This window comes from Photobacterium sp. GSS17, from assembly GCF_028621875.1.
GTDB classification, from domain to species: Bacteria; Pseudomonadota; Gammaproteobacteria; order Enterobacterales; family Vibrionaceae; genus Photobacterium; species Photobacterium ganghwense.
In genome coordinates, this window is record NZ_CP117517.1 from 1879892 (window position 1) to 1904957 (window position 25066).

The window sequence follows — 25066 nt, forward strand, 5'->3', positions numbered from 1 at the left end:
TATGATTTCGGACAAACTAGCAACCAAACGCGTCCAGGCTGGCGGGTGTGCAATCCATTGTCAGGATTGTAGTATCAGTCAGTTATGCATTCCTTTTACGTTGAATGAGTCTGAGCTAGATCAGCTGGATCAAATTATCGAACGTAAGAAGCCTATCCAGAAAGGACAAGAGCTCTTTAAAGCTGGCGATGAACTGAAATCGCTATACGCCATTCGTTCTGGCACCATCAAAAGCTACACCATTACCGAACAAGGTGATGAGCAAATCACGGCCTTCCATCTTGCCGGTGACCTGGTCGGTTTTGATGCCATTAACGAAATGATGCACCCAAGTTTTGCGCAATCTCTTGAAACGTCAATGGTTTGTGAAATTCCATTCGAGATTCTGGATGATCTGTCAGGGAAAATGCCAAAACTTCGTCAGCAAATCATGCGTCTGATGAGTAACGAAATTAAAGGCGATCAGGAAATGATTCTGCTGCTGTCCAAGAAAAACGCGGAAGAGCGTCTGGCAGCTTTCCTGTACAACCTGTCTCTGCGCTTCTCACAGCGTGGTTTCTCACCTCGCGAGTTCCGTCTGACCATGACACGTGGCGACATTGGTAACTATCTGGGCCTGACGGTTGAAACAATCAGTCGTCTACTGGGCCGTTTCCAGAAATCCGGAATGCTAAGTGTCAAAGGCAAGTACATTACTATCCTGGATCACGATGCCCTGTCGGCACTGGCTGGCATTAGTAAAGATAAAGCCTAAATTTTATCTTAACTGATTGAAAAGAAGTGATATGAGCTATGAGCCATATCACTTTTTTTATGCCCGCTGCTCCCCAATTTCTCCCCTATACGTTACAGTTATTAGTACCAAATCGATTATCTCTGTAATGGATTTACCTTTAACGATATGAGGCAAATCGTTGATTTGGTAAAGCACTTTATCTGTCATCGACTTTCTTTAGACAGGTAATATTCCTTTGGGGAACAGAGACTGGTTTCGATGCCGACACAATTTGTGTAAGGGGGCAGTTATGACCAAGTACAAGAATATCCTTGTTGTGGCCGATCCGGCACAAGATCATCAGCCAGCACTATCTCGCGCTATTCATCTCGCTCGTAAATGTGAGAACGTTAAAATTACGCTCTTTCTGGCTATTTATGATTTCTCTTACGAAATGACATCGATGCTGTCCGCAGATGAACGTCAGGCAATGCGTCGTGGCGTTGTGATGCAACGAGAAGCCTGGCTTCAAGACATCATCCGGCCATATGTCGATGATGGTTTTGATATTGAGTTGATCGTGGTATGGCATAATCGGCCATACGAGGCAATTATTGCCGAGGTTTTCAGTAAGCACCATGACTTGCTGATCAAAGCTACCCATGATCACGACAAAATCGGCTCTGTCATTTTTACACCGACTGACTGGCATTTACTCCGTAAGTGTCCTTGCCCGGTACTACTGGTGAAAGAACACAGCTGGCCGGAAAACGGCAAAGTGATGGCCTGTGTTAATTTGGCTTCTGAAGATGAAACCCATGACAAACTCAACGATGCTATTGTTGCGGAGGGTATTAGCTTTGCCGAGCTTCTCAATGCAGAAGTCAATATCGTCAACGCTTACCCGGCTACACCTGTCAACATTACGATTGAGTTACCTGAGTTTGACCCGGCAACCTACACGGATGCGGTTCGCGGTCACCATCTGAAAGCGATGAAAGCGCTGCGACATAAACACGGGCTTCCTGAAGAGCAGACCCATGTTTTAGAGGGACTGCCTGAGGATATCATCCCTCAGGTCGCTGAAGATCTAGACGCCGAACTGGTCATTCTGGGCACCACAGGACGAACCGGTTTATCTGCGGTCTTTATCGGGAATACCGCTGAGCACACCATAGACAGCCTTAACTGTGATTTGCTGGCACTGAAACCAGAAGGTTACATCAGCCCTCTGAGCCCGAACCTGACCGATTCATAGAGCCTTGTTACAGCGATTCTATACATAAGACCGTCAATACTTTCAATTAACGACTCAGGCCTCCTTCGGGAGGCCTTTTTCTTGTGGGTTGTGCTGCTGCTAACCTGGTGTTTTTTCATCGAACAAACGGATTTAAGTGAAAAGTTACTGGCATCTGACGAGCTAATCCGTATCATACACGCCACAAACTTTCTGCCCCATAAGCGGCAGAATAAGACGTCCAAGGTTTCTGAACAGACGGTGAGTGTCGAAATTTTCGATGTAATACGACCGTTTTGTCAACGAGAGATTGAGAATGAGCGATACTCAAGAGCTAACCAAAGCTCAGCAATACAACTTTAACAAGCTGCAGAAAAAATTACGCCGTAACGTAGGTAATGCCATTGCTGACTTCAACATGATTGAAGACGGTGACCGCATCATGGTTTGCCTGTCCGGTGGTAAAGACAGTTACGCGATGCTGGACATCCTGCGTAGTCTGCAACGTAGCGCACCTGTCAGCTTTGAGCTTATTGCTGTCAATCTTGACCAGAAACAACCAGGCTTCCCGGAACATATTCTGCCTGAGTACCTGGATAATTTGGGCGTGGAATACAAGATCGTTAACGAAGATACCTACTCTATCGTTAAAGACAAAATTCCAGAAGGTAAAACGACGTGTTCTCTGTGCTCACGCCTGCGCCGCGGCATTCTGTACCGTACGGCGAAAGAGCTGGGTGCAACCAAGATTGCTCTTGGTCACCACCGTGATGACATGCTGGAAACACTATTCCTGAACATGTTCTACGGCGGCAAAATGAAAGGTATGCCACCTAAACTGGTTTCAGATAACGGTGAGCACGTTGTTATCCGCCCACTGGCTTACTGCCGTGAGAAAGATATCGAACGCTTCAGCGAAATGAAGGCGTTCCCTATCATTCCTTGTAACCTGTGTGGTTCACAGCCGAACCTTCAGCGCCAAGTGATTAAAGAAATGCTACGTGACTGGGACAAGCGTTATCCGGGCCGTATCGAAACCATGTTCACCGCAATGCAAAACGTGGTGCCGTCACATCTGGCTGACTTCAATCTGTTTGACTTTAAGAGCATTAACAAAGACTCTGGTGCGATTGACGGCGGTGATGTAGCTTTTGATAAGCAAGACATTCCAGCAACGCCAGTATCAAGTGAAGACGTTGCTGAGTTCGACCCAAGCCAACAACTGGATGTACTTCAGGTAAACTGATTTTTATCCAGGTCATTTTGCCTGATATCAGGGAAATGGCAGCGAAAACAAAATAACAAAGAGCCGCTAATGCGGCTCTTTCTGTTTCTTATCGGTGTAATTACATCAATAGTGATGAGAAATAGTAACCGACTGTAGTTATTTGAACAGGTTGACAAAGAAAAGCTTAATGTAGTCGATCAGTCGGCTGAACAAGCCGCCCTGTTCAACAGACTCTAACGCAACCAACGGAGCCTGGGCGATTTCGGTACCATCAACCTGGTAGAAAATCTTACCCACAACCTGCCCCTTTTCAATCGGCGCAACCAGTTCCTGAGTCAATTCAACACTTGCCTGCAAGTTCTTGGCATCATTACGCGACAGTGTCACGAAAGTATCAGACTGTGTCCCCAGCGCCAATGTATCGGCAGTCCCCATCCAAACTTTCTCGGTCAGAACCGTGGTACCTTGCTTATGTGGCGATACAGTTTCAAAGAAACGGAAGCCATAATTGAGCAATTGTTTGCTTTCCGCCTCACGGGCTTTCTTGCTGCTAGCGCCCATTACGACCGAAATTAACCGCATATTGCCGGATGTCGCGGACGTTGCAAGGCTGTACCCGGCGCCACTGGTGAATCCGGTTTTCATGCCATCCACATTCAGGCTGCGGTCATACAATAAGCCATTACGGTTGTGCTGGGTTATCTTGTTATATGTGAAGGATTTTTCGCTATAGAGCGAATAAATATCAGGTAAATCCCGAATAATCGCTTGCCCCAACAGAGCAATATCATATGGCGTCGAATACAGTCCATCACTGTCCAGCCCGTGCGGATTAGTGAAAGCAGAATTGGTCATATTCAGTTTCTGTGCCCAACTGTTCATCAGACTGACAAACGCCCCTTCCGACCCTGCCACATGCTCGGCAATGGCCATACTGGCATCGTTACCTGACTGAATAATCATCCCTCGGTACAGATCCATCATTTTCACTTCGGTATTCACCTCAATGAACATTTTGGACGAATCTGGGAAGTTTCGGGCCCACGCATTACGGCTGATGACGACCACGTCATCTTTACTGATATTCCCCTGCTTCATTTCCTGACCTGCGACATAACTGGTCATCAGTTTGGTCAGGCTGGCCGGGTTGAGTTTTGAATGCGCATTTTTTTCTACCAGAATTTGTCCGGTGTGGTAATCCATCAACACATAGCCTTTTGCTCCGAGTACCGGGGCATCAGGAATCACGCCAGGCGCTGAAAATGCCGAGGCAGAAAGCAGCATGCTGCCGGCCGCCAAAATGCGATAAGTTTTATTGAAAATCATCGTCTTGTTTCGCCATTAGTGGTCAATTACACAGCAGTATATCGAAGATAAATGTCATATCATGTGACCTTTACGAAGTCTTACGTTATTGTAAAAAACGTTACATCTCCCCCCAGTATTCAGGTACCAATTGACACATCCTACATCGGTTTACTGAGACTTCCACCGCATCGCTCACACCGTTTGAACAAGCATTAAAATGCTGTTGCACAAGAAATTCTTTCCCTGCACTGTTATGCTTTGGGAAATGCGGTTATGCTCAGATTGAGTGGTATAATCTGATGCCGATACGAGTCAACAAAAGGATAGGTAATGACTTTTTATCAAAAACTAGCACAACATCATAAGAAACTGTCAAAACTTGACCACTTAGAGGCCATCTGCGGCTGGGATCAGGCAGCAATGATGCCTGAAGGCGGTAATACTGCTCGCTCTGAAGCGATGGCAGAACTGGCAGTGATCAGTCACGAGCTGGCAACCGCACCATATCTGGCAGAGTGGTTTGAGCGCGCAGAGCGCGAAACGTTGACCGCAGAAGAAAAAGCCAGCTTGCGTGAAATGAAACGTCAGTGGCAGCAACACACGGTTGTACCAGCCGACCTGGTTGAAGAAAAATCGCTTGCCAGCTCGACCTGTGAGCATGCCTGGCGGTCACAGCGTGCTCAGAATGACTGGCCGGGCTTTAGTGAAAACCTACAAAAGGTTGTCGAACTGGCGCGCCGCGAGGCTCAAATTCGTGCTGAGGCAACAGGTCTCAGTCGCTACGATGCCCTGCTGGATCTCTATGAACCGGGTATGTCCACAAAAGAACTGGACGCATTGTTTGCCGATGTTAAGTCATGGCTGCCTGAGCTAATCAGTCAAATCCGAGAAAAACAGACTCACGACCAGATTATTCAGCCTGTCGGTCCGTTCCCGGTTGAGCAGCAAAAGCAGCTCAGTCTGGCAATCATGGATAAGCTGGGTTTCGATTTTAATCATGGACGACAGGATGTCAGCGCTCACCCGTTTTGTGGCGGTGTGCCAACGGATGTTCGTATTACAACACGCTATGATGAGAATGATTTTACCAGTGCCCTGATGGGGGTTATTCATGAAACAGGCCATGCCCGTTATGAACAAGGGCTGCCGGTTAAATGGGCCGGATTACCGGTGGGTAAAGCACGTTCCATGGGGATTCATGAGTCCCAAAGCCTCTTCTTCGAGATGCAGCTGTCTCGCAGCGAGGCTTTTATTGGTATTCTTGCTCCCCTCGCGGCAGAAACATTTGGCCGCACTGACGATCCAGCCCTGACGCCGGAAAACATGACGTTGATTAATACCCGAGTCAAACCAGGCTACATTCGCGTCGATGCGGATGAAGTCACCTACCCGGCTCATGTCATTCTGCGTTACGAAATCGAACGCGATCTGATTGAAGGCAACATTGAAGTCGCGGACATTCCTGAGCTGTGGGACAAAAAAATGTCTGAATACCTTGGTCTTAATACCAAGGGGAATTTTACTGACGGCTGTATGCAGGATATTCACTGGCCGATGGGTAGCTTCGGTTACTTCCCGTCTTATACGCTGGGTGCCATGTACGCGGCACAATTTATGGCGGCAATGCGTCGTGAAATGAACATTGAAAACCTAATTCGCGAGCGTAACCTGCAACCTATCTTCAACTGGCTGGATCGCCATGTCTGGAAACGTGGTTCTACAGTATCAACCAGTAAAGTTCTACAGGATGCGACCGGTGAAACGCTCAATGCCCAATTCTTCAAAGAGCATTTGGTTCATCGCTACCTGAAATAAACGCCAGCGACGATATTTGTTACTAAAAAGCCGCCGTGATAACCCCTCACGGCGGCTTTCTCTTTATATGCTTGTTTACGAAGAGACCCCAACCAAAAACGAAGACACTGCATAAGAGACTCGAGATCATGCTGGCGACAGCAAACACAACGCGGTTAGGCGATCAGACCAACTGCATTTCAAAAATCGAGTTAACAGATGTGCCATTCCACTTATATGTGTAATGACGACTCTGGCAAACCTTGCTGACCAGGTTTGGCTTAAACAGTGCAAAGCAGCTGTGCCCCTGATGACGTACCGATTGATAAACCAAACCGTCTTTACTTTGCGATTTAATGCTGCAAGCCAGTGCTTGGGATTGGGCGTAGTTCGTCGGGTGGTACAACCCGGAGTCCAGATGCGACTGCTCACGAATATCGACCAAATCCGCATTGAACCAGGCTTCAATACAGCGCATCTGAATGTCCTGAGCAGGCTCATTGGTGTATCCCATCACCCGTTCCATATGATGTACCGTTTCTTTAATGGCTGTATTCACTTCCGGTGACGCGTAGTAAACGCCAAAATCAGCCGTGTTAAACCTCGCCCCGTCCGGGTTAACATGTGTGAACGCCGCCATCACATAGCTGCAATGCGGAATACCAACCAGCCGCTCTTCTGCCGGTATACGCCTAAAATCACCGGTTTCTTCTGCCAGCCTCGGATTAGTCAGTGCCTCAATTGCAAACACAGCTTCCAGCTGTTCTGCATCTGCCACATCTTCATACAGATTGATTGGCGGATATTTTGACGGAATCAGGCGATAACAATGCTGATTATTAAAAGACGTCAGCGCGATTGTTTTTTCATCCATGTCCATTTACGACTGCCCGCCTCGCCATGCATTGAGCCGTGAAGCCACCTGATACAAATCGACCACTTTACCCTCACACATCACATCCATTGCGGAGCGACCAGCAAAAAACGGATGGCTGTTCGATTTCTGCACCCAGTGATAAACACTGTCTTCGGCAGTAAACATGATCCGCAGGCACTTATGAATGTTGAGGATATAACTCATTCTTTCCAATAGATCTTTTGAGACCTTGGCAGATTCCGGGTGTGTGCGGTATTTATTCAGCGTGGAACGACTACTCAGCCCAAGCAATGCCATTTGCTGCTGCTGGCTGCAACACCATTTATCCAGAATATTAAACACCACAGGCAGGACTTTATTCCCTGCATCTGTGAGGTCTTGCGAACTTGCGCGATGCGTTGCATTCATCTTCTGGCCCTCATAACTTAGCCAACTCTCAGTGGGTCATCAGACCTATCATCGGATACACACATGTATATTTATGGACAAACTTAGCACATAAGTGTTTTTATATCAAAGCAACCATATCAAAGTGCATTTATCAAAGCGCACTTATCAAAGTACGTATATCAAAATGCTCCATTCATACAGACTCTATGTCTTAACTCGTATCAGTACGTAATTTCTTACTCAGAAATGAGTCTGGGATTTATATCGATCAGTTGGGGAAATCATTCAGGCACGCAGGTCATTGACGTCCATATATGAACAATATAGTGATTTTTCTCCTGATTGAGCCCTTCTCAGCGCATTGGCAAACTGATAGGTGTCAGCTCCGGCAACTAACCACAATGGCGGATGATGCACAAAAAAGCCCCAGCGGAACACGCCAGGGCTGTAAAAGTGACAAATTGATTGATAAAAGCTGACGGCTTATACCGCTAGCAGAAAACTAGCGCCGATAAGCACTGGCCGTATTTTCAGCCAGCTTAACAATTACCTCGACCGCCTTTTCCATTCCTTCCAGGGTAATAAATTCATGAATACCATGGAAATTATGACCGCCAGTAAACAGATTCGGACATGGTAAGCCCATAAAAGACAGACGTGCACCATCTGTCCCGCCTCGGATAGGCTTGATCAGTGGCTTCACATCACATTCAATCATCGCCTGTTTCGCCAATTCAATGATGTGAGGATGCGGCTCCACCATCTCTCGCATATTGCTGTAATTATCGCGAAGTATCAGTTCGACTCGCCCTTTTTTCAGTTCGCTGTTCAGTGCTGCGACCTGCTGCTCCATGAAAGCTTTGCGACACGCGAGCCCCTCTTGGTCAAAATCACGCAGGATATAATGCAGTTCAGTGCGAGCCACTGATGACGTCATGGTCGACAGGTGATAGAAACCATCATACCCTTCGGTGGTTTCAGGCGTTTCATCAGCAGGCATCATCATCTGAAAACGAGCCGCAATATTCATGGTATTCACCAGCTTGTTTTTTGCGGTACCCGGATGAACACTCACGCCATGACAGATCACTGTGGCTGCAGCGGCATTGAAGTTTTCATATTCCAGTTCACCAATCGGGCCACCATCGACAGTGTAAGCCCATTGTGCACCAAATTTCTGCACATCAAACCTATCAGCACCACGGCCAATTTCTTCGTCTGGCGTAAAACCAATGCAGATGTCGCCGTGCTTAATTTCAGGATGCGCTATCAGATACTCAATCGCGGTCAGTATTTCAGCAATACCGGCTTTGTTATCCGCCCCCAACAGGGTTGTCCCGTCTGTCGTGATAATGTTGTGGCCATGCAGACCGTTCAGCTCCGGATACTGGATCGGCGACAGCACTTCATCGCCGATGCCCAAGGCGATATCGCCGCCCTGATAGTTTTCCACCAGTTGAGGGTGTACATCTTTTCCCGACGCGTCCGGTGCGGTGTCCATATGGGCGATAAAACCAATCGCCGGCACGGGATAATCTACGTTTGCCGGTAAGCGCGCCATCAGATACCCATTACTGTCCAGATCTACGCCAACAAGCCCCAGATCTTTAAATTCCTGCTCCAGATAGCGGGCAAGGGTTAACTGTCCCTCGGTGCTGGGACACTGTGAATTAGCGGGGTTAGATTGAGAATCAATGCTGATGTACTGGAGAAAACGCTCAATTAAGTTATCCATATCCCACTCTGCCTTGATAACTGCCATTTATGGACGTCAAGTATCAGGGGATAAGGCACCAAATGAATTGCGATGAATCAGTTTTTAGTGAACTAATTGCGTAAAATGACTTCGCTCTCAAATCAGATTGTTGCCGACTGTTCAGGAAAAATAACCACAAACTCCACTTTGGTTACAGGTTGATCTGGCTCGCCCCCAGATTTTTCATATGCGCGATGACACTTTCAGAGGTCACCGATGCATGATTGAAAAAACGGTACAGCTCACTACTTACCGCCTTTTGAATCACCGGACTGACCGCCATCGAATCTATCATGCTTGGAATTAAGGCATGAGTTGATGCAGCGTACTGGAAGTCTGTCATAGACTGTTTGGCACAATGATTGAAACCATTCAGTTCAATGCCCTGCCAGGCAGGAATACCGCCTTTTACCTGATTGAAACGCTGTAAAAAATCGGGGGAAGCAATCAGCTCAGCCAGTTTATTCGCATCAAGGCTATCAAGTTGCTGAGTATGGAACAACGCGAAGCTGTCCATGTTATAAATAAACCCCGGCTCTTTGGACGGTACCGGATAGCAGGAAATACCGGACGGCAATTGCCCGTTCAGGGCCATTAACTCGCCAGCCACCCAGTCTCCGGTGATCTGAAACGCCCGCCGTCCGGCCATCAGATCTTGTGTTGCGACGTCCCAGGACTGATTACTGAGATCATCTGCAACAATGTCACTGATCTCGCGAAACAGCGCTAATGCCTGTCGGGTCACGTCACTGTCAATGGCCTTCGGATCCAGTTCGATAAACGCTTGTCGATAGTAAGCCGAACCGCCCAATCCAAATGCGATATTTTCAAACAGCTGCACAATCTGCCAAGGCTCGTTACCAATTGCCAGAGGGGCGACGCCACGACTTTTTAATGTGTGGAATGCCGAGATAATCGCGGGCCAGGTTTCTGGCATTACGATTCCGTGACGATGTAACACATCAGTATTTACCCACAGCCAGTTCAGGCGGTGAATTGTTACCGGTATCGCAACAAACTGACCTTCAAATTGATGAATATCCTTGACCAGCGGCAGCAGTTTTTCGTGCCATCCGCCGTTTTCAGCCGCGCGATTGAGTTGATGAAGAAACCCCAGCGCCGCCCAAGATTTAATCGCGGGCCCCTCGATTAACGCCATTTCCGGTGGATTACCGGCTATAGCTCTGGCCTGTAGAATCGCTTTGGCTGTCGCGCCACCGCCGCCTTCTATAGGAACATTCGCAAGAGCAATATCAGATTCAGACAGTGTTGTTTTCACACTTTCCGCAGCTTTAGTTTCCCCTTTTGACGTCCACCAATGAAGAAAATGGATATCGGCGCTGATCGTTGTCGCTGTTGCAGCCGTTGACCGCATTGGCAGTAATAGAGTGAAAACTAGAGAGATGCACAACTGTGCAGTAGGCCGAGACAATAGCCTGATAATCCGTTTCATGAATTCCTCGATAACGTCAACTCAACAATCAGCCCCTGAGCAGCATGATTTTTCAGAACCAGATCCCCGCCCTGCGTACGGGCAATGCTTCTCGCAATGGTCAGCCCCAACCCAGAACCGTTCGCATCCTTCCGGCCGGCGCGGCAATAAGGTTCAAAGACCTTTTCCTGCATTTTTTTCGGAATACCGGGACCATAATCCCTGAAAGTCAGTAAAATGGAGCTCTGTTGTTCACAAACATCGATTTCCACTCGCTCACCATATTTCACCGCGTTCTCGACCACGTTGAAAATGCAGCGTTTGAGGGCCAAAGGCTTCGCTAAGAGGGAAACAGGTTGCTCACACCGGATATTTACACTGGGAAATAGATTACCCCATGAATTTGGATTACCCCATGAATTCAGGGTGCGAGGCTCCAGACGGCAATTACGCTCAGCTTGCTGATTAAAATACTCGGCACAGTCACCAAGTAACGTTTGTAAGTCCAGCCACTCTGACTCTTCGTGGATATTTGTCTCCCGCAAGCACTGCAAAGCCCCAGTGAGCATAATATCGACCTCATTGAGCAGCTTTTCGAACTGCTTTTTGGTTGTGTCGTTTTCCAGCATCTCGGTACGAAGCTTTAAACAGGCCAGCGGGGTTTTCAGGTCATGTGACAATGCACTGAACAACATTTCTCTGTCACGAATATAGGCTTTTACCCGCCTGCTCATCTTGTTAAAGGCATGAATAGCACTGCGCGTTTCATTGCTTCCGCTTTCTTCAAGCTCGGGCAGACTCAAGGGCGAGCCTGTCAGCGCTGCCGCCTTGGCCAGCGACTTCACCGGCTTCAGTTCCCGGCGGATGATTTGCGAAATACACAGCATCAGCATGACCGAGGCCAGAAACAAAAAAATTAATTGCCGCTGACTGATAATCGGCTCTGTTAATACGCTTTCGGGTAGCGGTATGGCAGAGGCGATGTAAAACCACTCATTTTCAGCCATTTCTAATTGCATCACCAAAATCGGCAAATCAAGCTCACCCAGAGACAAACTGTAACGCGTCCAGATTTCCGGTAACTCGGACAGTCTGATCCCCGAATTAAATAGCCGAATATTGTCTTTATCGGTAATGACAACCCTGACATTGCTTAACCCGCTAAATTGATTCGTGATTGCCTGTTCAACGAAACCGGTCAGTCTGGGTAACAGGGAAATATCCTGGATAGGATCGATGTTGAGCGGGTTTTGGTTAATCGAAATGAAAAAACGTGTACCACTCGACTCTCGCAGTTGATTGAGGATTAAGTGACGATAATTTTTGGGTAACGACTCGAAATACAAGTAAGTTTCAGAAGCTGCTTCTGCGACATTCATCAGTGTATGCTGTGCACTGACCTCTCGCGAAGCGGCCGAAGTCTGGTACCAGATCACCCCTGCCAACAGTTCCGCGACCAGTATGGCCCCGAACAATGTAATGCCAATACGGAAGGTAATAGATTGGTAGAACTTCCCTTTCACATCCATGCTCTCCGTTATTACCGCGTTTTAATACTGTTTTAAATCCCGCTTTCTTACCGAGCTTTATGATTGCGGTTGCAAAACAAGTAGCGATAAGCCATTCCCTTTATCGCTTATCCCTATATGGTTTATCTCTGTATACCGTATTAGTTACAACCAAACGGGCTAGCAGTCTGAAATGTGTTCCAGAGCCAGCATATAGCCCTTGTTGCGAACGGTCAGAATCAGGGTCCGATCTTCATCCCGAAGATGCTTGCGTAACCGACTTATCTGAACATCAATGCCTCTTTCCAGAGGATCAACATCCCGCCCCCAGACAAACCGAGCGATATCATCACGACTGACGGTTTGGTTCATGTGCTGCAGCAGAAAACTGAGTAAAGAAAAATCCGCGCCTGACAATTGGATAGTATCGCCATCAATATGAATAAGCTGCCTTTTGACGGTCTCAAACGTCCAGTCCAGAAAGCGAATACGGCGACTTAACGCGCCTTCCGAGCGATACTGGCTACGCCTTAACAGGGCTTTAATTCTTGCCAGCAGTTCTCTCGGGCTGAAAGTTTTAGTGATGTAATCATCGGCACCGACTTCCAAACCCGCAATTCGATCGATTTCATCACAGACGGCGGTCAACATGATAATAGGCACGTGTGAGTGCTGGCGGATCTCCCTGCATAGAGTGAACCCGTCATCACCGGGAAGCATAATATCCAGAACAATCAGATCAGGCTGATGCTGTTGCAGGACCTTCCACATCTCATCGCCGTCTTCGGCGGTAAACACGCGAAAACCAGAACGCCCAAGATATTCACTGAGTGCATCCCTGATATCTTCACTATCGTCGACCACTAATATCGTTTTTGACTGCAAAACTTTCTCTCATCCTGAAGAACAGTGACATTACGAAAAGAGTTTGAATCTGTGAAAGAGTTTATCAACCCCATGAATCACAGATACAGCGGTTTTCATTTTATTTTGTAAGCGTTCTCTTACAAACCGACAACCATATCTTACTTAACGAAGCAGTGAGTTAATTACAGTGATAAGGACTCTGAAAAGACAGCATGAATAAGGAATAAATCATGATAAATGCAACCTTTGGACTCCTACAAAAAATCGGGCGGTCATTAATGCTGCCCGTCGCGGTACTCCCGATTGCCGGGCTGTTGCTCGGAATTGGCTCAGCGAATTTTTCCTGGTTACCGGAGCTGGTATCCGACATTATGGCCATGTCCGGCGATGCGGTGTTCAGCAACCTGGCCATTATTTTCGCCATCGGTGTTGCCCTTGGATTAAGTGACAATGACGGGGTTGCCGGATTGGCCGCCACCGTCGGATTTGCCATTCTGACGGCAACCATGGGAGTGATGGCAAAATTTCACGGAATCGAAACGACCACCGTCATCGGTATACCGACCCTCAATACCGGGGTATTTGGCGGGATTATCATCGGTGCTATTGCCTCAGTGATGTACCGCAGGTTCTACAATATCCGGCTTCCGGAATACCTTGGTTTCTTCGCAGGAAAACGTTTCGTGCCGATAGTTACCGGCATCAGTGCTATCGTGCTCGGTATTGTGTTGAGTTACGTCTGGCCACCTATCGGCGGCGTCATTGACAGTTTCTCTCACTGGGCGGCGTACCAGAACCCGACGCTGGCCTTCGGGATTTACGGCCTAGTCGAGCGATCTCTGATTCCTTTCGGCCTGCACCATATCTGGAACGTACCTTTCTTCTTTGAAGTCGGCGAGTATGTTAATCCGGAAACCGGTGCGGTCATTAAAGGGGAAATTCAACGTTATCTGGCGGGTGACCCGACGGCAGGGAATCTGGCTGGTGGTTATATGTATTCCATGTGGGCTCTGCCGGCGGTTGGCCTGGCTATTTACCGTACGGCACGACCTGAAAACAGAGCGATGGTGGGTGGTATCATGGCCTCTGCCGCACTGACTTCCTGGCTGACGGGGATTACAGAGCCAATGGAATTCTCGTTCCTGTTTGTTGCGCCCGTGCTGTATGTGATTCATTGCCTGTTAACGGGCATCGGTTTTGCGCTGGTAAGTGCTCTAGATATCCATCACAGTGTCACTTTTGCCCATGGCGCGATCGATTTTCTTATCTATTATCCGCTTTCACAAAATGCCTGGTTGTTCATTGTTATCGGCCCGATGTGGTTCCTGCTGTATTACACAATTTTCCGCACCCTGATCATTAAGCTCAATCTGATGACTCCTGGGCGCGAGTCTGAATCCAAAACGGTAAATGAGCTGAACATTGTCGGTTCTGAACTGGCTGAACAACTGATTCAGAAAATGGGTGGTAAAGAGAACATTAAAAGCGTGGACGCTTGTATTACCCGCCTTCGGGTTACCCTGCATGATATTAAACGGGCTGATATCGGTGGAATCAAATCGCTGGGTGCACGGGAAGTGCTGGTGATTGGTGACAACCTGCAGGCAATCTTCGGCACCCAGTCAGATCACATCAAGTCAGAAATACATGTACTGATGGCAGAGAGCTATTAACGCCTGATTTAAAACCTGCATCAGTGACAAAAAAACGGCCTGAGTGAATCAGGCCGTTTTTGTTTTAGCGCGTTTAATTGGGCGAGTTGATTATGCGTTCGTCAAACTCTCAGGATTTTGGGATCCAGGGGGTCACCTTAACCACATCATCCGGTAACTTAACCACTTCTCCCGCTGATAGCGCATCAAGTTTCAGGATCACTTTATTACCCTGAGCTTCAGCGACACCGCCACTGGCAAGGCTGATACCAGCCTGCAGAGGCTGATCAAAATGCAGTACCACACCGCCAACTTTAGGCATGAACCACTTAGAGAACATGCCACCTAAATCCGACAGCAGTTTGTCCATCTGAGGTGCCAGGGACTGTACCTGCGCCTGGCTGATCTGACGGCCGTATTCCGATGTTGCGATCACTTGCATCGACACATCACAGGTAATGCCATCATCGACCACAAAGGTCACATCCGGATTGGCCTGACGCAAGTTTGAATCCAGAGGAACGACCAGCGCATTGTCAGCCGGTATGTTGAGTTCTTCATAATGTTTGTCTTTCTGCATCCAGCCTTTGTGGATTTTACAGACGCTACCGTCACGCTGATCCAGCAGATAAAACGCGATTTTGACATCATCATGCCCTTCTTCGGCATTCTGTTTCAGCTTGCCAAATAAGGTGCTATAGCGCATCTCAATATTTTGAGCAAATGCTGTCGATGTCATCATCGCAGAGCCGGCGAGGCAACCGACTAACAGCCAATGGGTGTACTTCATCCTATATCCTTGGCACTAACAATCACATGTAAATCCGATTTGGGTGACACCTTACATTGTTCTGTCACGCGTTGAAAACTTTAGAGTTATCACCATTGTCAGAATGGTGATCGTCGTTTCCTTTTTTAACCGTTGTTACCTGCAACGTGATACCGAACAGGTTACGGTAAATAATCGCTTTCACGTTAAAGAAAAACGGCAGCGTCCAGATCAGGCCAATCCCTGCTGTTGCAAACGACACAATGAACATTGTCAGGATCACAACGAAGATGGCGGTCATCGGCAGTAATTTACGTACAGTTGCCATCAACGAGAATTGGATAGCTTTCAGCGGCGAAACACGCTTTTCACACACCAGAATGATCGCCATGCTAAAGCCCATCGACAGCATCAGCCCCAGAATCGGGAACAGCGCGTTGCCGATACCCTGTAACGACGATGCCAGAAGCATGGTCACAATCGACACGATGGTATAAGGGAACCCTTTAACCAGATGGCTGGGTTTACTCGGCAAGCCGACAGCATGGTTCAGTGCCATCAGGCTGACACCGGCATAAAGCGGCGCACTGAGTACATCTGACCAGAAGTTAGCCATATAGCCAGCTTCAACTATCGCACCCGAAATTTCACCACCCTGAACAATGGCGTCAAAGAATACTGCGGGACTTCCCAGCTGAACCTGTAATGCCAGCATCAGCAATGCAAGCTGTGCCAGAAACAAACCAATGATGGCCGGTAAAAAGGTCAGAAAATTTTTGGCGGTAATGCGCCAAGCTTCCTGCAATACATCGAGTGAACGAAGTTCAACTTCACCTTTAACCGCTTTATCGATTGAACCACCGACATGGAATGTTTTGTTATTCATCACATTTTCACTATTTTTTGATACTAAGATTGGAGATTGTACGCCAGACAGCGACGAGAAAGAAATATAGCATGACATCGTCATCAGCCTGACACACCCAACTGGCTGACTAAAGGTGTAAAACTTTATGAAAATCAGGGCTAAAAGCCAATCCATACACCGTACGCAAAAGATACGCTTTGACTTTGATTTTATTATATTTTTTACCAACCACACCTCATCCTGACGCCCAGAAAAGTTTGAGTGCTAAAGAATGATCGAAATTGGTGAAAAAAATCGGCAAAAAACGCTTTAAATTACACGTTTAGGGGTCTATCATGCGCCCCCTAAATTCATCCAAACAATCAGGGGGGAATGACCTATGACACCCCTAGGTGGAGATCTCGTAGAATTGAACGCTGCAGAAACAACAAAAGCACCGGTAGTTCAGCTTAAAGGGCTGAGCAAAAGCTTCGATGGCAAACAAATCATCGCCGGTCTTGATCTTAATGTTAACGATGGTGAGTTCCTTACCATCCTGGGTCCATCAGGCTGTGGTAAAACAACTGTACTAAGGTTGATTGCCGGCTTTGAAAATGCCGACGAAGGTCAAGTTGTTCTTGCGGGTAAGGATGTGACTTACATTCCTGCCGAGCACCGCAACGTTAATACGGTTTTCCAAAGTTACGCACTTTTCCCACACATGACGGTTTTTGAAAACGTTGCATTCGGTCTGCGCATGCAGAAAGTTGCCGCGAATGAAATCGAACCGCGTGTACTGGAAGCCCTGCGCATGGTTCAGCTGGATCAGTTTGCCCAACGTAAACCCCATCAGCTTTCCGGTGGTCAGCAGCAGCGTGTTGCAATTGCACGTGCCGTTGTGAACAAGCCGAAAGTTCTGCTGCTGGACGAATCGCTGTCAGCTCTGGATTACAAACTGCGTAAGCAAATGCAGATTGAGCTGAAACAGCTGCAACGTAAGCTGGGTATCACTTTCATCTTCGTCACGCACGATCAGGAAGAAGCCCTGTCAATGTCTGACCGTATTATTGTTATGCGTTCAGGTAAAGTTGAGCAGGACGGCAGCCCTCGTGAAATTTACGAAGAGCCGGCTAACCTGTTTGTTGCTCGCTTTATCGGTGAGATAAACGTGTTTGATGCCGTTGTGACAGAACGTCTGGACGACAAACGCATCATGGCGAATGTTGAAGGTCGTCCTGCCCTGCTTCACTGCGATCTGCCTGTTATGGTTGGCGACAGCGTGAAAGTTCTGCTTCGTCCGGAAGATATCCGACTCGAAGAGATCAACAATGGCGATGAAGCGAAAGGCCTGATTGGATACGTACGTGATCGTACCTACAAGGGCATGACACTGGATTCTGTTGTTGAGCTGGAATCCGGCACTTCCGTGATGGTCAGCGAATTCTTCAACGAAGATGATCCGGACGTCGACCACTCCCTGGATCAGAAAGTGGCCATTACTTGGGTTGATAGTTGGGAAGTGGTACTGGCAGATGAAAAAGACGCTTAATCTTCAGAACATCATCATCACAATCATTGTTAGTTGGTTGTTGGTGTTTGTGTTCGCACCGAACCTGATGATCATCGGAACCAGTTTCCTGACTCGGGATGAAGCGAACCTGATCGACATGACCTTCACGCTGGATAACTACATCCGCTTGTTTGATCCGCTATACGCGAAGGTGATGCTGCACTCGTTCTACATGGCGCTGGTGGCTACCCTGCTGTGTCTGCTGGTGGGTTACCCGTTCGCTTATGCGATTGCGAAAATGCCGGAAAAATGGCGCCCGTTCATGCTTTTCCTGGTAATCGTACCGTTCTGGACGAACTCATTAATTCGTACTTACGGCCTGAAGATTATGCTGGGTACTCAAGGGATTCTGAACCAGAGCCTGATGTACCTGAATATCATCGATCGTCCACTGCGTATTATGTACACCGAGTATGCGGTCATGATTGGCCTGGTTTACATCCTGCTGCCATTCATGGTGCTGCCGTTGTATTCGGCGATTGAAAAGCTGGATCACAACTACATCGAGGCGGCGCGCGATCTTGGTGCCAACAAGTTCCAGACGTTTATTAAAGTCATTATCCCGCTGACTATGCCAGGGATCATTGCCGGCTCTCTGCTGGTACTGCTACCTGCGCTGGGTATGTTCTATGTGTCTGACCTGCTGGGCGGCGCGAAGAACCTGCTGATCGGTAACGTGATTAAGAGCCAGGTGCTCAATGCGCGTGACTGGCCATTCGGTGCGGCAACCAGTATCGCACTGACTGTAGCCATGGCCGTAATGCTGTATGCCTACTACCGTGCAGGCAAGTTACTGAACCGTAAAGTGGAGCTGGAATAATGGGACGCGCCTTTAAATTCAGTTTTATGACTGTGGTGTATGCTTTTCTGTATACTCCGATTATTATCCTGATTGTGAACTCCTTCAACGCCAGCAAGTTTGGTATGAAATGGGGTGGTTTCACAACCAAGTGGTATCACCAGTTGGTGAGCAACGACAGCCTGATGCAGGCCGCCTGGCACTCGCTGAACATTGCTGTGTTTTCAGCAACAGCCGCAGCCATTATTGGCAGCCTGACCGCCGTAGCCCTGTTCCGCTACCAGTTCCGTGGCAAAAACTTTGTTAACGGTATGCTGTTTGTGGTGATGATGTCTCCGGATATCGTAATGGCAATCTCGCTGCTGGCTTTGTTCATCCTGATTGGCGCAGAACTTGGGTTCCTGACCCTGCTTCTGTCTCACATCACCTTCTGTCTGCCATTTGTGGTTGTGACGGTCTACAGCCGTCTGAAAGGATTTGATGTGAAAATGCTGGAAGCTGCCCGTGACCTGGGCGCCAGCGAGTGGGTGATTCTGAAACAGATCATTCTGCCACTGGCGAAACCTGCTGTTTTTGCAGGCTGGTTGTTGAGCTTTACACTGTCTCTGGACGATGTCATTGTAAGCTCATTTGTGACGGGTCCGAGCTACGAAATTTTGCCGCTGAAGATTTACTCAATGGTGAAAGTCGGCGTGTCACCGGAAGTGAATGCACTGGCAACGATTATGCTGCTGGTATCTCTGGTGATGGTCGTCAGCTCACAGCTTCTTGCACGCGAAAAGATTAAATAATTTGGCAATCAGCCAATAAACGAGCAAGTGGTCCTGTTCAGGCCACTTGTTTTTTATCAGCACCCTAAACGGGTTTTGGAGATGATAATCCAATGAAAAAATGGTCCGCTTTTCTCACCGGTACTGCATGCGCAGCAGCAATGTTCACGAGCTTTGCTCATGCAGAAGACAAGGAATTGGTATTTATGAACTGGGGTCCGTACATTTCTACGGAACTTCGTGAACAGTTCACTAAAGAAACTGGTATTAAAGTGATTTATTCGACTTACGAGTCGAACGAGACTATGTACGCTAAGCTGAAAGCGCACCCTGAAGGTTACGACCTGGTTGTGCCATCAACTTACTTCGTGGCCAAAATGCGCGATGAAGGCATGTTACAGAAGATCGATAAATCAAAGCTAGCCAACTTTAAAGAGCTTGATAAGAACTATCTGGACAAGCCTTTTGACCCGAAAAACGATTACTCAATTCCTCACGTAATCGCGATGACAGGTCTGGCAGTCAACACAGACATGTACAACCCAGATGATTTCGATAGCTGGGCTGATCTGTGGAATCCAGAGCTGAAAGGCCAGCTGATGCTGATGGATGACACCCGTGAGGTGTTCCACATTGCACTGCGTAAATTGGGTTACTCTGGTAACACAACAGATCCGAAGCAAATTGACGAAGCTTACGAAGAGCTGAAAAAGCTGATGCCAAACGTATTGGTGTTCAACTCAGACAACCCTGCTGCGCCTTACATGGCAGGTGAAGTGGGTCTGGGCATGCTGTGGAACGGCTCTGCAGCCGCGGCTCAGCGTGAAGGTCTGCCAATTAAACTGATTTGGCCAAAAGAAGGCGGTATCTTCTGGGTAGACAGCCTGGCAATCGCGAAAAACGCGAAAAACGTCGATGCTGCTCACAAGATGATTGACTTCCTGCTGCGTCCGGAAATTGCAGCCAAAATCTCTGAAGATACTGGCTACCTGACTGCGGTTGAAGCCTCGAACGCGAAATACAAAGACAACCCTACTCTGTTCCCACCACAAGAAGATCTTGACCGTGGTGAGTGGCAGGACTCGGTTGGCGACATGAACGTCCGTTACGAAAACTACTTCCTGAAACTGAAAGCAGGTCAGTAATCTTCGTTCTGTAACAAGATATTTCAGGCAGCCTACATGGCTGCCTTTTTTGTATCTGATTGCTGAGCTAACTGTGTATTAATACCCCACCTGATAGTGATGGTTTTGATTTACCTTATCTTTTCGTCCCTGTTCCCTGTTATAATCAGTCCTTAAATGCCTGTGTTTAGCAGGCTTTTTGCTGCCAATCGGCGCAAGATGCAGTAGCAGTAATCCGTTCATGATCCGGTCGAGCACTGGATTATTCATCACTTTGTAGGAGAAGCGGTAAGTATTCAGCCTATCATGTAATTCATGAACCTATTTGGATACATTCGCTCGAGAGCACTCTCAAAATTCCTGTTAATTGGAGCATATCACAATGAAAAAATGGTCTTCTTTAATGACCGGTGGTGTCTGTGCCATGGCAATGTTTTCCGGCCTGGCTAACGCGGCAGACAAAGAACTGTATTTCTACAACTGGTCTGAATACATTCCTCAGGAAGTTCTGGAGAAGTTCACCAAAGAAACGGGCATTAAAGTGATTTACTCGACTTACGAGTCAAATGAAACCATGTACGCAAAACTGAAGACGCACGGTGACGGTTACGATTTAGTCGTTCCTTCTACCTACTACGTCACAAAGATGCGTGAAGAAAATATGCTTCAAAAAATCGACAAATCTAAGTTGCCGCATTTCGAAGATATCGATCCTAACTTCCTGCACAAGCCGTTTGACCCGCAAAACGATTACTCTATCCCTTACATCTGGGGCGCGACCGGTATTGGTGTAAATACAGAAGTGATGAACAAAGCTGAAATCACCAGCTGGGCAGATCTGTGGGATCCTAAGTGGGAAGGCCAGCTGATGATGATGGATGATGCTCGCGAGTTCTTCCACATTGCTCTGCGCAAGCTAGGTTACTCTGCAAACACCACGAAACCTGAAGAAATCAAAGCCGCTTACGAAGAGCTGAAAAAGCTGATGCCAAATGTGTTGGTTTTCAACTCTGATTACCCTGCTAACCCATATATGGCGGGTGAAACGTCGCTGGGCATGCTGTGGAATGGCTCGGCCTACATGGCGCGTCAGGAAGGCGCACCAATCGATATCGTATGGCCGAAAGAAGGCGCGATTTTCTGGATGGACAGCATTTCTATCCCAGCAACCGCCAAAAACGTTGACGCTGCCCATCAGATGATCGATTTCCTGCTACGCCCTGAAAACGCAGCCAAACTGGCTCTGGAAATTGGCTACCCGACACCTGTTGCAACAGCGAAAAAACTGCTGCCAGCGGAGTTCGTGAACGATCCTAGCATCTACCCGCCACAAGCAGTGATGGACGCTGGCGAATGGCAAAACAGTGTGGGTGAAGCAAACACACTGTACGAAGAGTACTTCCAGAAGCTGAAAGCCGGCCAGTAATCGCCTCGCCTATCTGAGACAGCACTTTTTATACCAAGCCCGGTTACCGGGCTTTTTTATATCTGCTTGCTGGAGCTATTTCTCATCCAGAAGCGTCAGTAACGCCTGCCGGAGCCAAGTCGCTGCCGGTCCTGCTTTTAATCGCTTAGGGGTTACACATTCAACCGGTACACTCCAGGGCTTATGATCAAAAGTCACCGGTAAGGCATGCAGTTTACCTGCGGCAATACCGGCTTTCGCCATATGCGTCGGTAAATAAGCCCACCCCAGACAGCGCTCTGTGTATTTCATCAACATTGCAAAGCTACTGGCGCTCCACAGCTGTGCGGAAACCTGCTCGAAATGCGGCTGGATTTTATCGCTGCCGCTCTGGATAACGAGCTGACGATGGGGAATTAAGTCAGTCGGCTCTATCCGCCCCACTTTAGCCAGCGGATGCGCTACACCGACCACAGCCATAAACGTCATGTTGCCGATATAACACACGCTGGCATCCTGGTTAAGCGTCAGCTCGCTCAGCATTAAGCCAATATTCGCCTTCCCCTGACTAATTAATCCGACGATGTCACAGCTGGCCGCACTGATCACATTCAAAGATGTTGAAGGAAACTGCATTGCGAATTCATCAATCACCGAGAAAAGTCGATCAACTTCCAGGCCATCATCGGTGACCAGTGTCAGCTGAGTTTCTTCCTGCCGACTCAATGCACTGGCAGCGCGCTCCATTTCCTGTGTTTGCTGAAGGATGGCCTCTGCAAAAGACAACAGATGTTGCCCTTCAGGAGTCAGCGTTGGTTTGCGCGTTGAGCGATCAAACAAGGTGACGTTAAGGTCAATCTCAAGGTTGGCGATTCCCTGACTGACCGCCGACTGTACCTTACCTAACTGTCTGGCACAGGCTGAAAAGGAACCGGTTTTAGCAACCGTCACAAACATGTTGAGGTGTTCAAGATTCATCGTTCTATCAATAAAAGTGATATTAACTAACTGGCATCAATCATATATCAAGATAGATTAGAGGCATACTTTAGTCAGCAGGAAAACAACATGTCTGTTAAAGAACGTATTCTTCACTCTGTATTATTCGAATTATTTGCACTGAGTCTCATGATGCTGGGCGCGAAACTGTTTACTCAGCATAACCCCGCTGAAATCGGCGCTATCGGTTTTGCCTTGTCGCTTATGGCTATGACCTGGAACTACCTGTACAACTTGATGTTCGACCGCCTGTTCGGTGCAGAACGGTTATCTCGAACGCTGATTACACGTATTTCGCATGCGCTGGGATTTGAAGGCGGGTTATTGCTTGTGACCATCCCGTTCCTGATGTGGGCCTTACAGCTGGATTTCTGGACGGTACTGATTCTGGATATCAGCGTAGTCCTGTTTTTCCTGATCTACGCGTTGATTTTTAACTGGAGCTACGATCTTCTGCGTGTGAAATGGTTCGGGCAGTACGCTGAAGCATAAAGAACACATCTCGAAACACTAAGCAGTGAACGAGCAGGCGGGACAGTATTTCCGCCTGCTCTGTTTACCTGTTTGTTTACAAAGCATAGACACTGACCTCAATCAGGTTCTGATCCGGATCCAGGAAATAGACAGATTCAATATCCCCAACCGCACCTGACTTGCTGACCGGGCCTTCGACAATCTCTACACCTTCCTGAACCAAATGCGCAATCACCACTTCAAGTGACCAATGGGTAATCAGACACAGATCCCCCGACCCGACTTGGGCATGATTTCTGGGTTCTTGTCCGAGGGTTTGCAGATTAATTTTCTGATTGCCAAATCGTAATGCCTTCCGCCCGTTAGCAAAACTGATGGCTTCCATACCAAGCACCCGCACATAAAACTGCCGTGAAACGTCGATATCAGAGACAGTCAGAACCACATGATCAATATGACTTATCATCTTCCTTTCATTCATACAACGATCTCCTTGCCTGCTTCTAGCTTGTTCACCTTTCTCGCTTCATTCACCGAAGAGTCAAAAAGCGTTAATCATCCGAGATAAGTATCGTGATAAATAAAAAAGCATCAGGTTTTGCCTGATGCTTTTTCGTCATGGATATACGTCTGCAAGATACAAGCGAACTAGTACCTCAGCCTTCCAGAATCTCATGGATATACTCAGGGACGATTACTGAAGCCGGGCCATAGCGTTTTTCGGTAAACTCACTTTCGACCTCACTGGGTTCGAGATTTAACTCAACCGTGTGTGCGCCATGTAAGGCAGCTTCATGGACAAATCCTGCTGCCGGGTATACCGCACCCGATGTCCCGATAGAAATAAACAAGTCAGCTTCCATCAGCGCCTGGTGAATACGGTCCATGCCAATTGGCATCTCACCAAACCACACCACATTAGGTCGTAGTGGCGAAGGCAGCTGACAGCAATGGCAATGATCATCCTGAGACAGGTCGCCACTCCATTCAATTGTCTGGCCGGTTCGGCTGCATTGCGCTTTCAGCAATTCACCATGCATGTGGATGACGTTTTTACTGCCAGCTTCTTCATGCAAGTTATCAATATTCTGCGTGACGACCGTGACTTTACCGTCCAGCTCTTTTTCTAGCCGAGCCAGAGCTTTATGCGCAGCATTGGGAAACACCGTCCCGCTTTCCAGCTGCTGTCTGCGTTGATTATAAAAGCTCTGCACCAAACCCGGATCTCGGTGGTAGCCTTCCGGCGTAGCCACATCTTCTATACGGTGGTTTTCCCATAATCCGTCCTGATCTCGAAAGGTACGAATGCCTGACTCAGCTGAGATACCGGCGCCGGTTAACACAACAATATTTCGATATGGGAATTTCATGATGGCATCCTTACAAAATCATTCTCCTATAGACTTTATACCATTGTTTTTATGTTGATATAAGTTTGAGGCTTACGACATTAGTCTTAAAGTTATCATCAAATACAAAGTTATAGTGCACTAGACACCTTTTTATGAAGATACAGACCGACAAACACAGCAGAAATAAAAACAG

Annotated in this window: 23 protein-coding genes; 11 read left to right on the plus strand and 12 right to left on the minus strand. The window is 47.7% G+C overall.

Annotation, left to right across the window (positions count from 1 at the left end; translation table 11 throughout):
- Position 1: 1 nt before the first annotated feature.
- The 3 genes from PGW97_RS08510 (at position 2) to ttcA (ending at position 3198) form a co-directional block, all read left to right on the plus strand.
- A complete protein-coding gene (locus PGW97_RS08510) occupies positions 2–754 on the plus strand; it encodes an FNR family transcription factor (RefSeq protein ID WP_047885430.1) in 753 nt (250 codons plus the stop codon).
- Between the two features lie 271 nt (positions 755–1025).
- Positions 1026–1973 carry a universal stress protein UspE gene (gene uspE, locus PGW97_RS08515; RefSeq protein ID WP_217391369.1) on the plus strand — a complete coding sequence of 316 codons (948 nt, stop codon included), beginning with the start codon at positions 1026–1028 and terminating at the stop codon, positions 1971–1973.
- A gap of 295 nt (positions 1974–2268) precedes the next feature.
- A complete protein-coding gene (ttcA, locus tag PGW97_RS08520) occupies positions 2269–3198 on the plus strand; it encodes a tRNA 2-thiocytidine(32) synthetase TtcA (RefSeq protein WP_207103648.1) in 930 nt (309 codons plus the stop codon).
- 138 nt (positions 3199–3336) lie between these two features.
- Here the strand turns inward: ttcA and PGW97_RS08525 are convergent, their stop codons facing one another.
- Complete coding sequence (locus PGW97_RS08525; RefSeq protein ID WP_217391371.1) at positions 3337–4506, minus strand: D-alanyl-D-alanine carboxypeptidase family protein; 1170 nt, start codon at positions 4504–4506, stop codon at positions 3337–3339.
- A 312-nt stretch (positions 4507–4818) separates the two neighbouring features.
- On the opposite strand from PGW97_RS08525, the gene PGW97_RS08530 reads away from it, so the two are divergent.
- The gene (locus PGW97_RS08530; protein WP_273857080.1) at positions 4819–6303 is read left to right on the plus strand and encodes a carboxypeptidase M32; all 1485 of its coding nucleotides are present in this window, start codon (positions 4819–4821) and stop codon (positions 6301–6303) included.
- 163 nt (positions 6304–6466) lie between these two features.
- Here PGW97_RS08530 and PGW97_RS08535 read toward each other — a convergent pair whose 3' ends face one another.
- The 6 genes from PGW97_RS08535 to PGW97_RS08560 form a co-directional block, all read right to left on the minus strand.
- Positions 6467–7156 (minus strand): RES family NAD+ phosphorylase, encoded by a 690-nt coding sequence (locus PGW97_RS08535; protein WP_047885469.1) that lies wholly within the window; start codon positions 7154–7156, stop codon positions 6467–6469.
- A gap of 6 nt (positions 7157–7162) precedes the next feature.
- Positions 7163–7567 (minus strand): antitoxin Xre-like helix-turn-helix domain-containing protein, encoded by a 405-nt coding sequence (locus tag PGW97_RS08540; RefSeq protein WP_273857081.1) that lies wholly within the window; start codon positions 7565–7567, stop codon positions 7163–7165.
- A gap of 484 nt (positions 7568–8051) precedes the next feature.
- Entirely contained in the window at positions 8052–9284 is a 1233-nt protein-coding gene (pepT, locus tag PGW97_RS08545) for a peptidase T (protein ID WP_273857082.1), read from the minus strand.
- A gap of 172 nt (positions 9285–9456) precedes the next feature.
- Positions 9457–10584, minus strand: a complete 1128-nt coding sequence (locus PGW97_RS08550; protein ID WP_273857083.1) for an ABC transporter substrate-binding protein — start codon at positions 10582–10584, stop codon at positions 9457–9459.
- Positions 10585–10754: 170 nt separating this feature from the next.
- Positions 10755–12260: an ATP-binding protein gene (locus PGW97_RS08555; RefSeq protein WP_273857084.1), complete on the minus strand. Its 1506-nt coding sequence runs from the start codon at positions 12258–12260 to the stop codon at positions 10755–10757.
- A 165-nt stretch (positions 12261–12425) separates the two neighbouring features.
- Complete coding sequence (locus PGW97_RS08560) at positions 12426–13130, minus strand: response regulator transcription factor (protein ID WP_047885421.1); 705 nt, start codon at positions 13128–13130, stop codon at positions 12426–12428.
- A gap of 212 nt (positions 13131–13342) precedes the next feature.
- On the opposite strand from PGW97_RS08560, the gene ptsG reads away from it, so the two are divergent.
- Positions 13343–14785 carry a glucose-specific PTS transporter subunit IIBC gene (gene ptsG, locus PGW97_RS08565; protein WP_273857085.1) on the plus strand — a complete coding sequence of 481 codons (1443 nt, stop codon included), beginning with the start codon at positions 13343–13345 and terminating at the stop codon, positions 14783–14785.
- Between the two features lie 109 nt (positions 14786–14894).
- Here ptsG and PGW97_RS08570 read toward each other — a convergent pair whose 3' ends face one another.
- Positions 14895–15554, minus strand: coding sequence for a DUF2987 domain-containing protein (locus PGW97_RS08570; RefSeq protein ID WP_047885419.1), 660 nt, complete (start codon positions 15552–15554; stop codon positions 14895–14897).
- 64 nt (positions 15555–15618) lie between these two features.
- Entirely contained in the window at positions 15619–16419 is an 801-nt protein-coding gene (locus PGW97_RS08575) for a hypothetical protein (RefSeq protein WP_217391376.1), read from the minus strand.
- A gap of 391 nt (positions 16420–16810) precedes the next feature.
- Between PGW97_RS08575 and potA the strand changes: the two genes are divergently transcribed.
- The 5 genes from potA to PGW97_RS08600 all read left to right on the plus strand — a co-directional run bounded on the left by potA (position 16811) and on the right by PGW97_RS08600 (position 22069).
- Positions 16811–17929: a spermidine/putrescine ABC transporter ATP-binding protein PotA gene (potA, locus tag PGW97_RS08580; RefSeq protein WP_047885468.1), complete on the plus strand. Its 1119-nt coding sequence runs from the start codon at positions 16811–16813 to the stop codon at positions 17927–17929.
- Positions 17913–18770 carry a spermidine/putrescine ABC transporter permease PotB gene (potB, locus tag PGW97_RS08585; protein WP_047885417.1) on the plus strand — a complete coding sequence of 286 codons (858 nt, stop codon included), beginning with the start codon at positions 17913–17915 and terminating at the stop codon, positions 18768–18770. Before potA ends, potB begins: the two co-directional genes overlap by 17 nt.
- Positions 18770–19540 carry a spermidine/putrescine ABC transporter permease PotC gene (potC, locus tag PGW97_RS08590; protein ID WP_047885416.1) on the plus strand — a complete coding sequence of 257 codons (771 nt, stop codon included), beginning with the start codon at positions 18770–18772 and terminating at the stop codon, positions 19538–19540. The genes potB and potC overlap by 1 nt, the downstream gene beginning before the upstream one ends.
- Before the next feature lie 92 nt (positions 19541–19632).
- Entirely contained in the window at positions 19633–20664 is a 1032-nt protein-coding gene (locus PGW97_RS08595; RefSeq protein ID WP_217391377.1) for an extracellular solute-binding protein, read from the plus strand.
- Positions 20665–21025: 361 nt separating this feature from the next.
- A complete protein-coding gene (locus PGW97_RS08600; RefSeq protein ID WP_273857087.1) occupies positions 21026–22069 on the plus strand; it encodes an extracellular solute-binding protein in 1044 nt (347 codons plus the stop codon).
- A 75-nt stretch (positions 22070–22144) separates the two neighbouring features.
- On the opposite strand, the gene PGW97_RS08605 is transcribed toward PGW97_RS08600, so the two are convergent.
- Positions 22145–23026: a LysR family transcriptional regulator gene (locus PGW97_RS08605; RefSeq protein WP_273857088.1), complete on the minus strand. Its 882-nt coding sequence runs from the start codon at positions 23024–23026 to the stop codon at positions 22145–22147.
- Positions 23027–23116: 90 nt separating this feature from the next.
- Here PGW97_RS08605 and PGW97_RS08610 point away from each other — a divergent pair, with 90 nt between their 5' ends.
- Positions 23117–23539: a PACE efflux transporter gene (locus PGW97_RS08610; RefSeq protein ID WP_217391379.1), complete on the plus strand. Its 423-nt coding sequence runs from the start codon at positions 23117–23119 to the stop codon at positions 23537–23539.
- Positions 23540–23615: 76 nt separating this feature from the next.
- On the opposite strand, the gene PGW97_RS08615 is transcribed toward PGW97_RS08610, so the two are convergent.
- Positions 23616–23987: a VOC family protein gene (locus PGW97_RS08615; protein ID WP_273859648.1), complete on the minus strand. Its 372-nt coding sequence runs from the start codon at positions 23985–23987 to the stop codon at positions 23616–23618.
- 190 nt (positions 23988–24177) lie between these two features.
- Positions 24178–24891 carry a Sir2 family NAD+-dependent deacetylase gene (gene cobB / locus PGW97_RS08620; RefSeq protein WP_047885411.1) on the minus strand — a complete coding sequence of 238 codons (714 nt, stop codon included), beginning with the start codon at positions 24889–24891 and terminating at the stop codon, positions 24178–24180.
- Positions 24892–25066: the final 175 nt, after the last annotated feature.

Coding starts and splice junctions, on each gene's coding strand:
- PGW97_RS08510 (WP_047885430.1), top strand. CDS start 2: ATGATTTCGGACAAACTAGCAACCAAACGCGTCCAGGCTGGCGGGTGT.
- uspE (WP_217391369.1), top strand. CDS start 1,026: ATGACCAAGTACAAGAATATCCTTGTTGTGGCCGATCCGGCACAAGAT.
- ttcA (WP_207103648.1), top strand. CDS start 2,269: ATGAGCGATACTCAAGAGCTAACCAAAGCTCAGCAATACAACTTTAAC.
- PGW97_RS08525 (WP_217391371.1), bottom strand. CDS start 4,506: ATGATTTTCAATAAAACTTATCGCATTTTGGCGGCCGGCAGCATGCTG.
- PGW97_RS08530 (WP_273857080.1), top strand. CDS start 4,819: ATGACTTTTTATCAAAAACTAGCACAACATCATAAGAAACTGTCAAAA.
- PGW97_RS08535 (WP_047885469.1), bottom strand. CDS start 7,156: ATGGATGAAAAAACAATCGCGCTGACGTCTTTTAATAATCAGCATTGT.
- PGW97_RS08540 (WP_273857081.1), bottom strand. CDS start 7,567: ATGAATGCAACGCATCGCGCAAGTTCGCAAGACCTCACAGATGCAGGG.
- pepT (WP_273857082.1), bottom strand. CDS start 9,284: ATGGATAACTTAATTGAGCGTTTTCTCCAGTACATCAGCATTGATTCT.
- ptsG (WP_273857085.1), top strand. CDS start 13,343: ATGATAAATGCAACCTTTGGACTCCTACAAAAAATCGGGCGGTCATTA.
- PGW97_RS08570 (WP_047885419.1), bottom strand. CDS start 15,554: ATGAAGTACACCCATTGGCTGTTAGTCGGTTGCCTCGCCGGCTCTGCG.
- PGW97_RS08575 (WP_217391376.1), bottom strand. CDS start 16,419: ATGAATAACAAAACATTCCATGTCGGTGGTTCAATCGATAAAGCGGTT.
- potB (WP_047885417.1), top strand. CDS start 17,913: ATGAAAAAGACGCTTAATCTTCAGAACATCATCATCACAATCATTGTT.
- potC (WP_047885416.1), top strand. CDS start 18,770: ATGGGACGCGCCTTTAAATTCAGTTTTATGACTGTGGTGTATGCTTTT.
- PGW97_RS08595 (WP_217391377.1), top strand. CDS start 19,633: ATGAAAAAATGGTCCGCTTTTCTCACCGGTACTGCATGCGCAGCAGCA.
- PGW97_RS08600 (WP_273857087.1), top strand. CDS start 21,026: ATGAAAAAATGGTCTTCTTTAATGACCGGTGGTGTCTGTGCCATGGCA.
- PGW97_RS08605 (WP_273857088.1), bottom strand. CDS start 23,026: ATGAATCTTGAACACCTCAACATGTTTGTGACGGTTGCTAAAACCGGT.
- PGW97_RS08610 (WP_217391379.1), top strand. CDS start 23,117: ATGTCTGTTAAAGAACGTATTCTTCACTCTGTATTATTCGAATTATTT.
- PGW97_RS08615 (WP_273859648.1), bottom strand. CDS start 23,987: ATGATAAGTCATATTGATCATGTGGTTCTGACTGTCTCTGATATCGAC.
- cobB (WP_047885411.1), bottom strand. CDS start 24,891: ATGAAATTCCCATATCGAAATATTGTTGTGTTAACCGGCGCCGGTATC.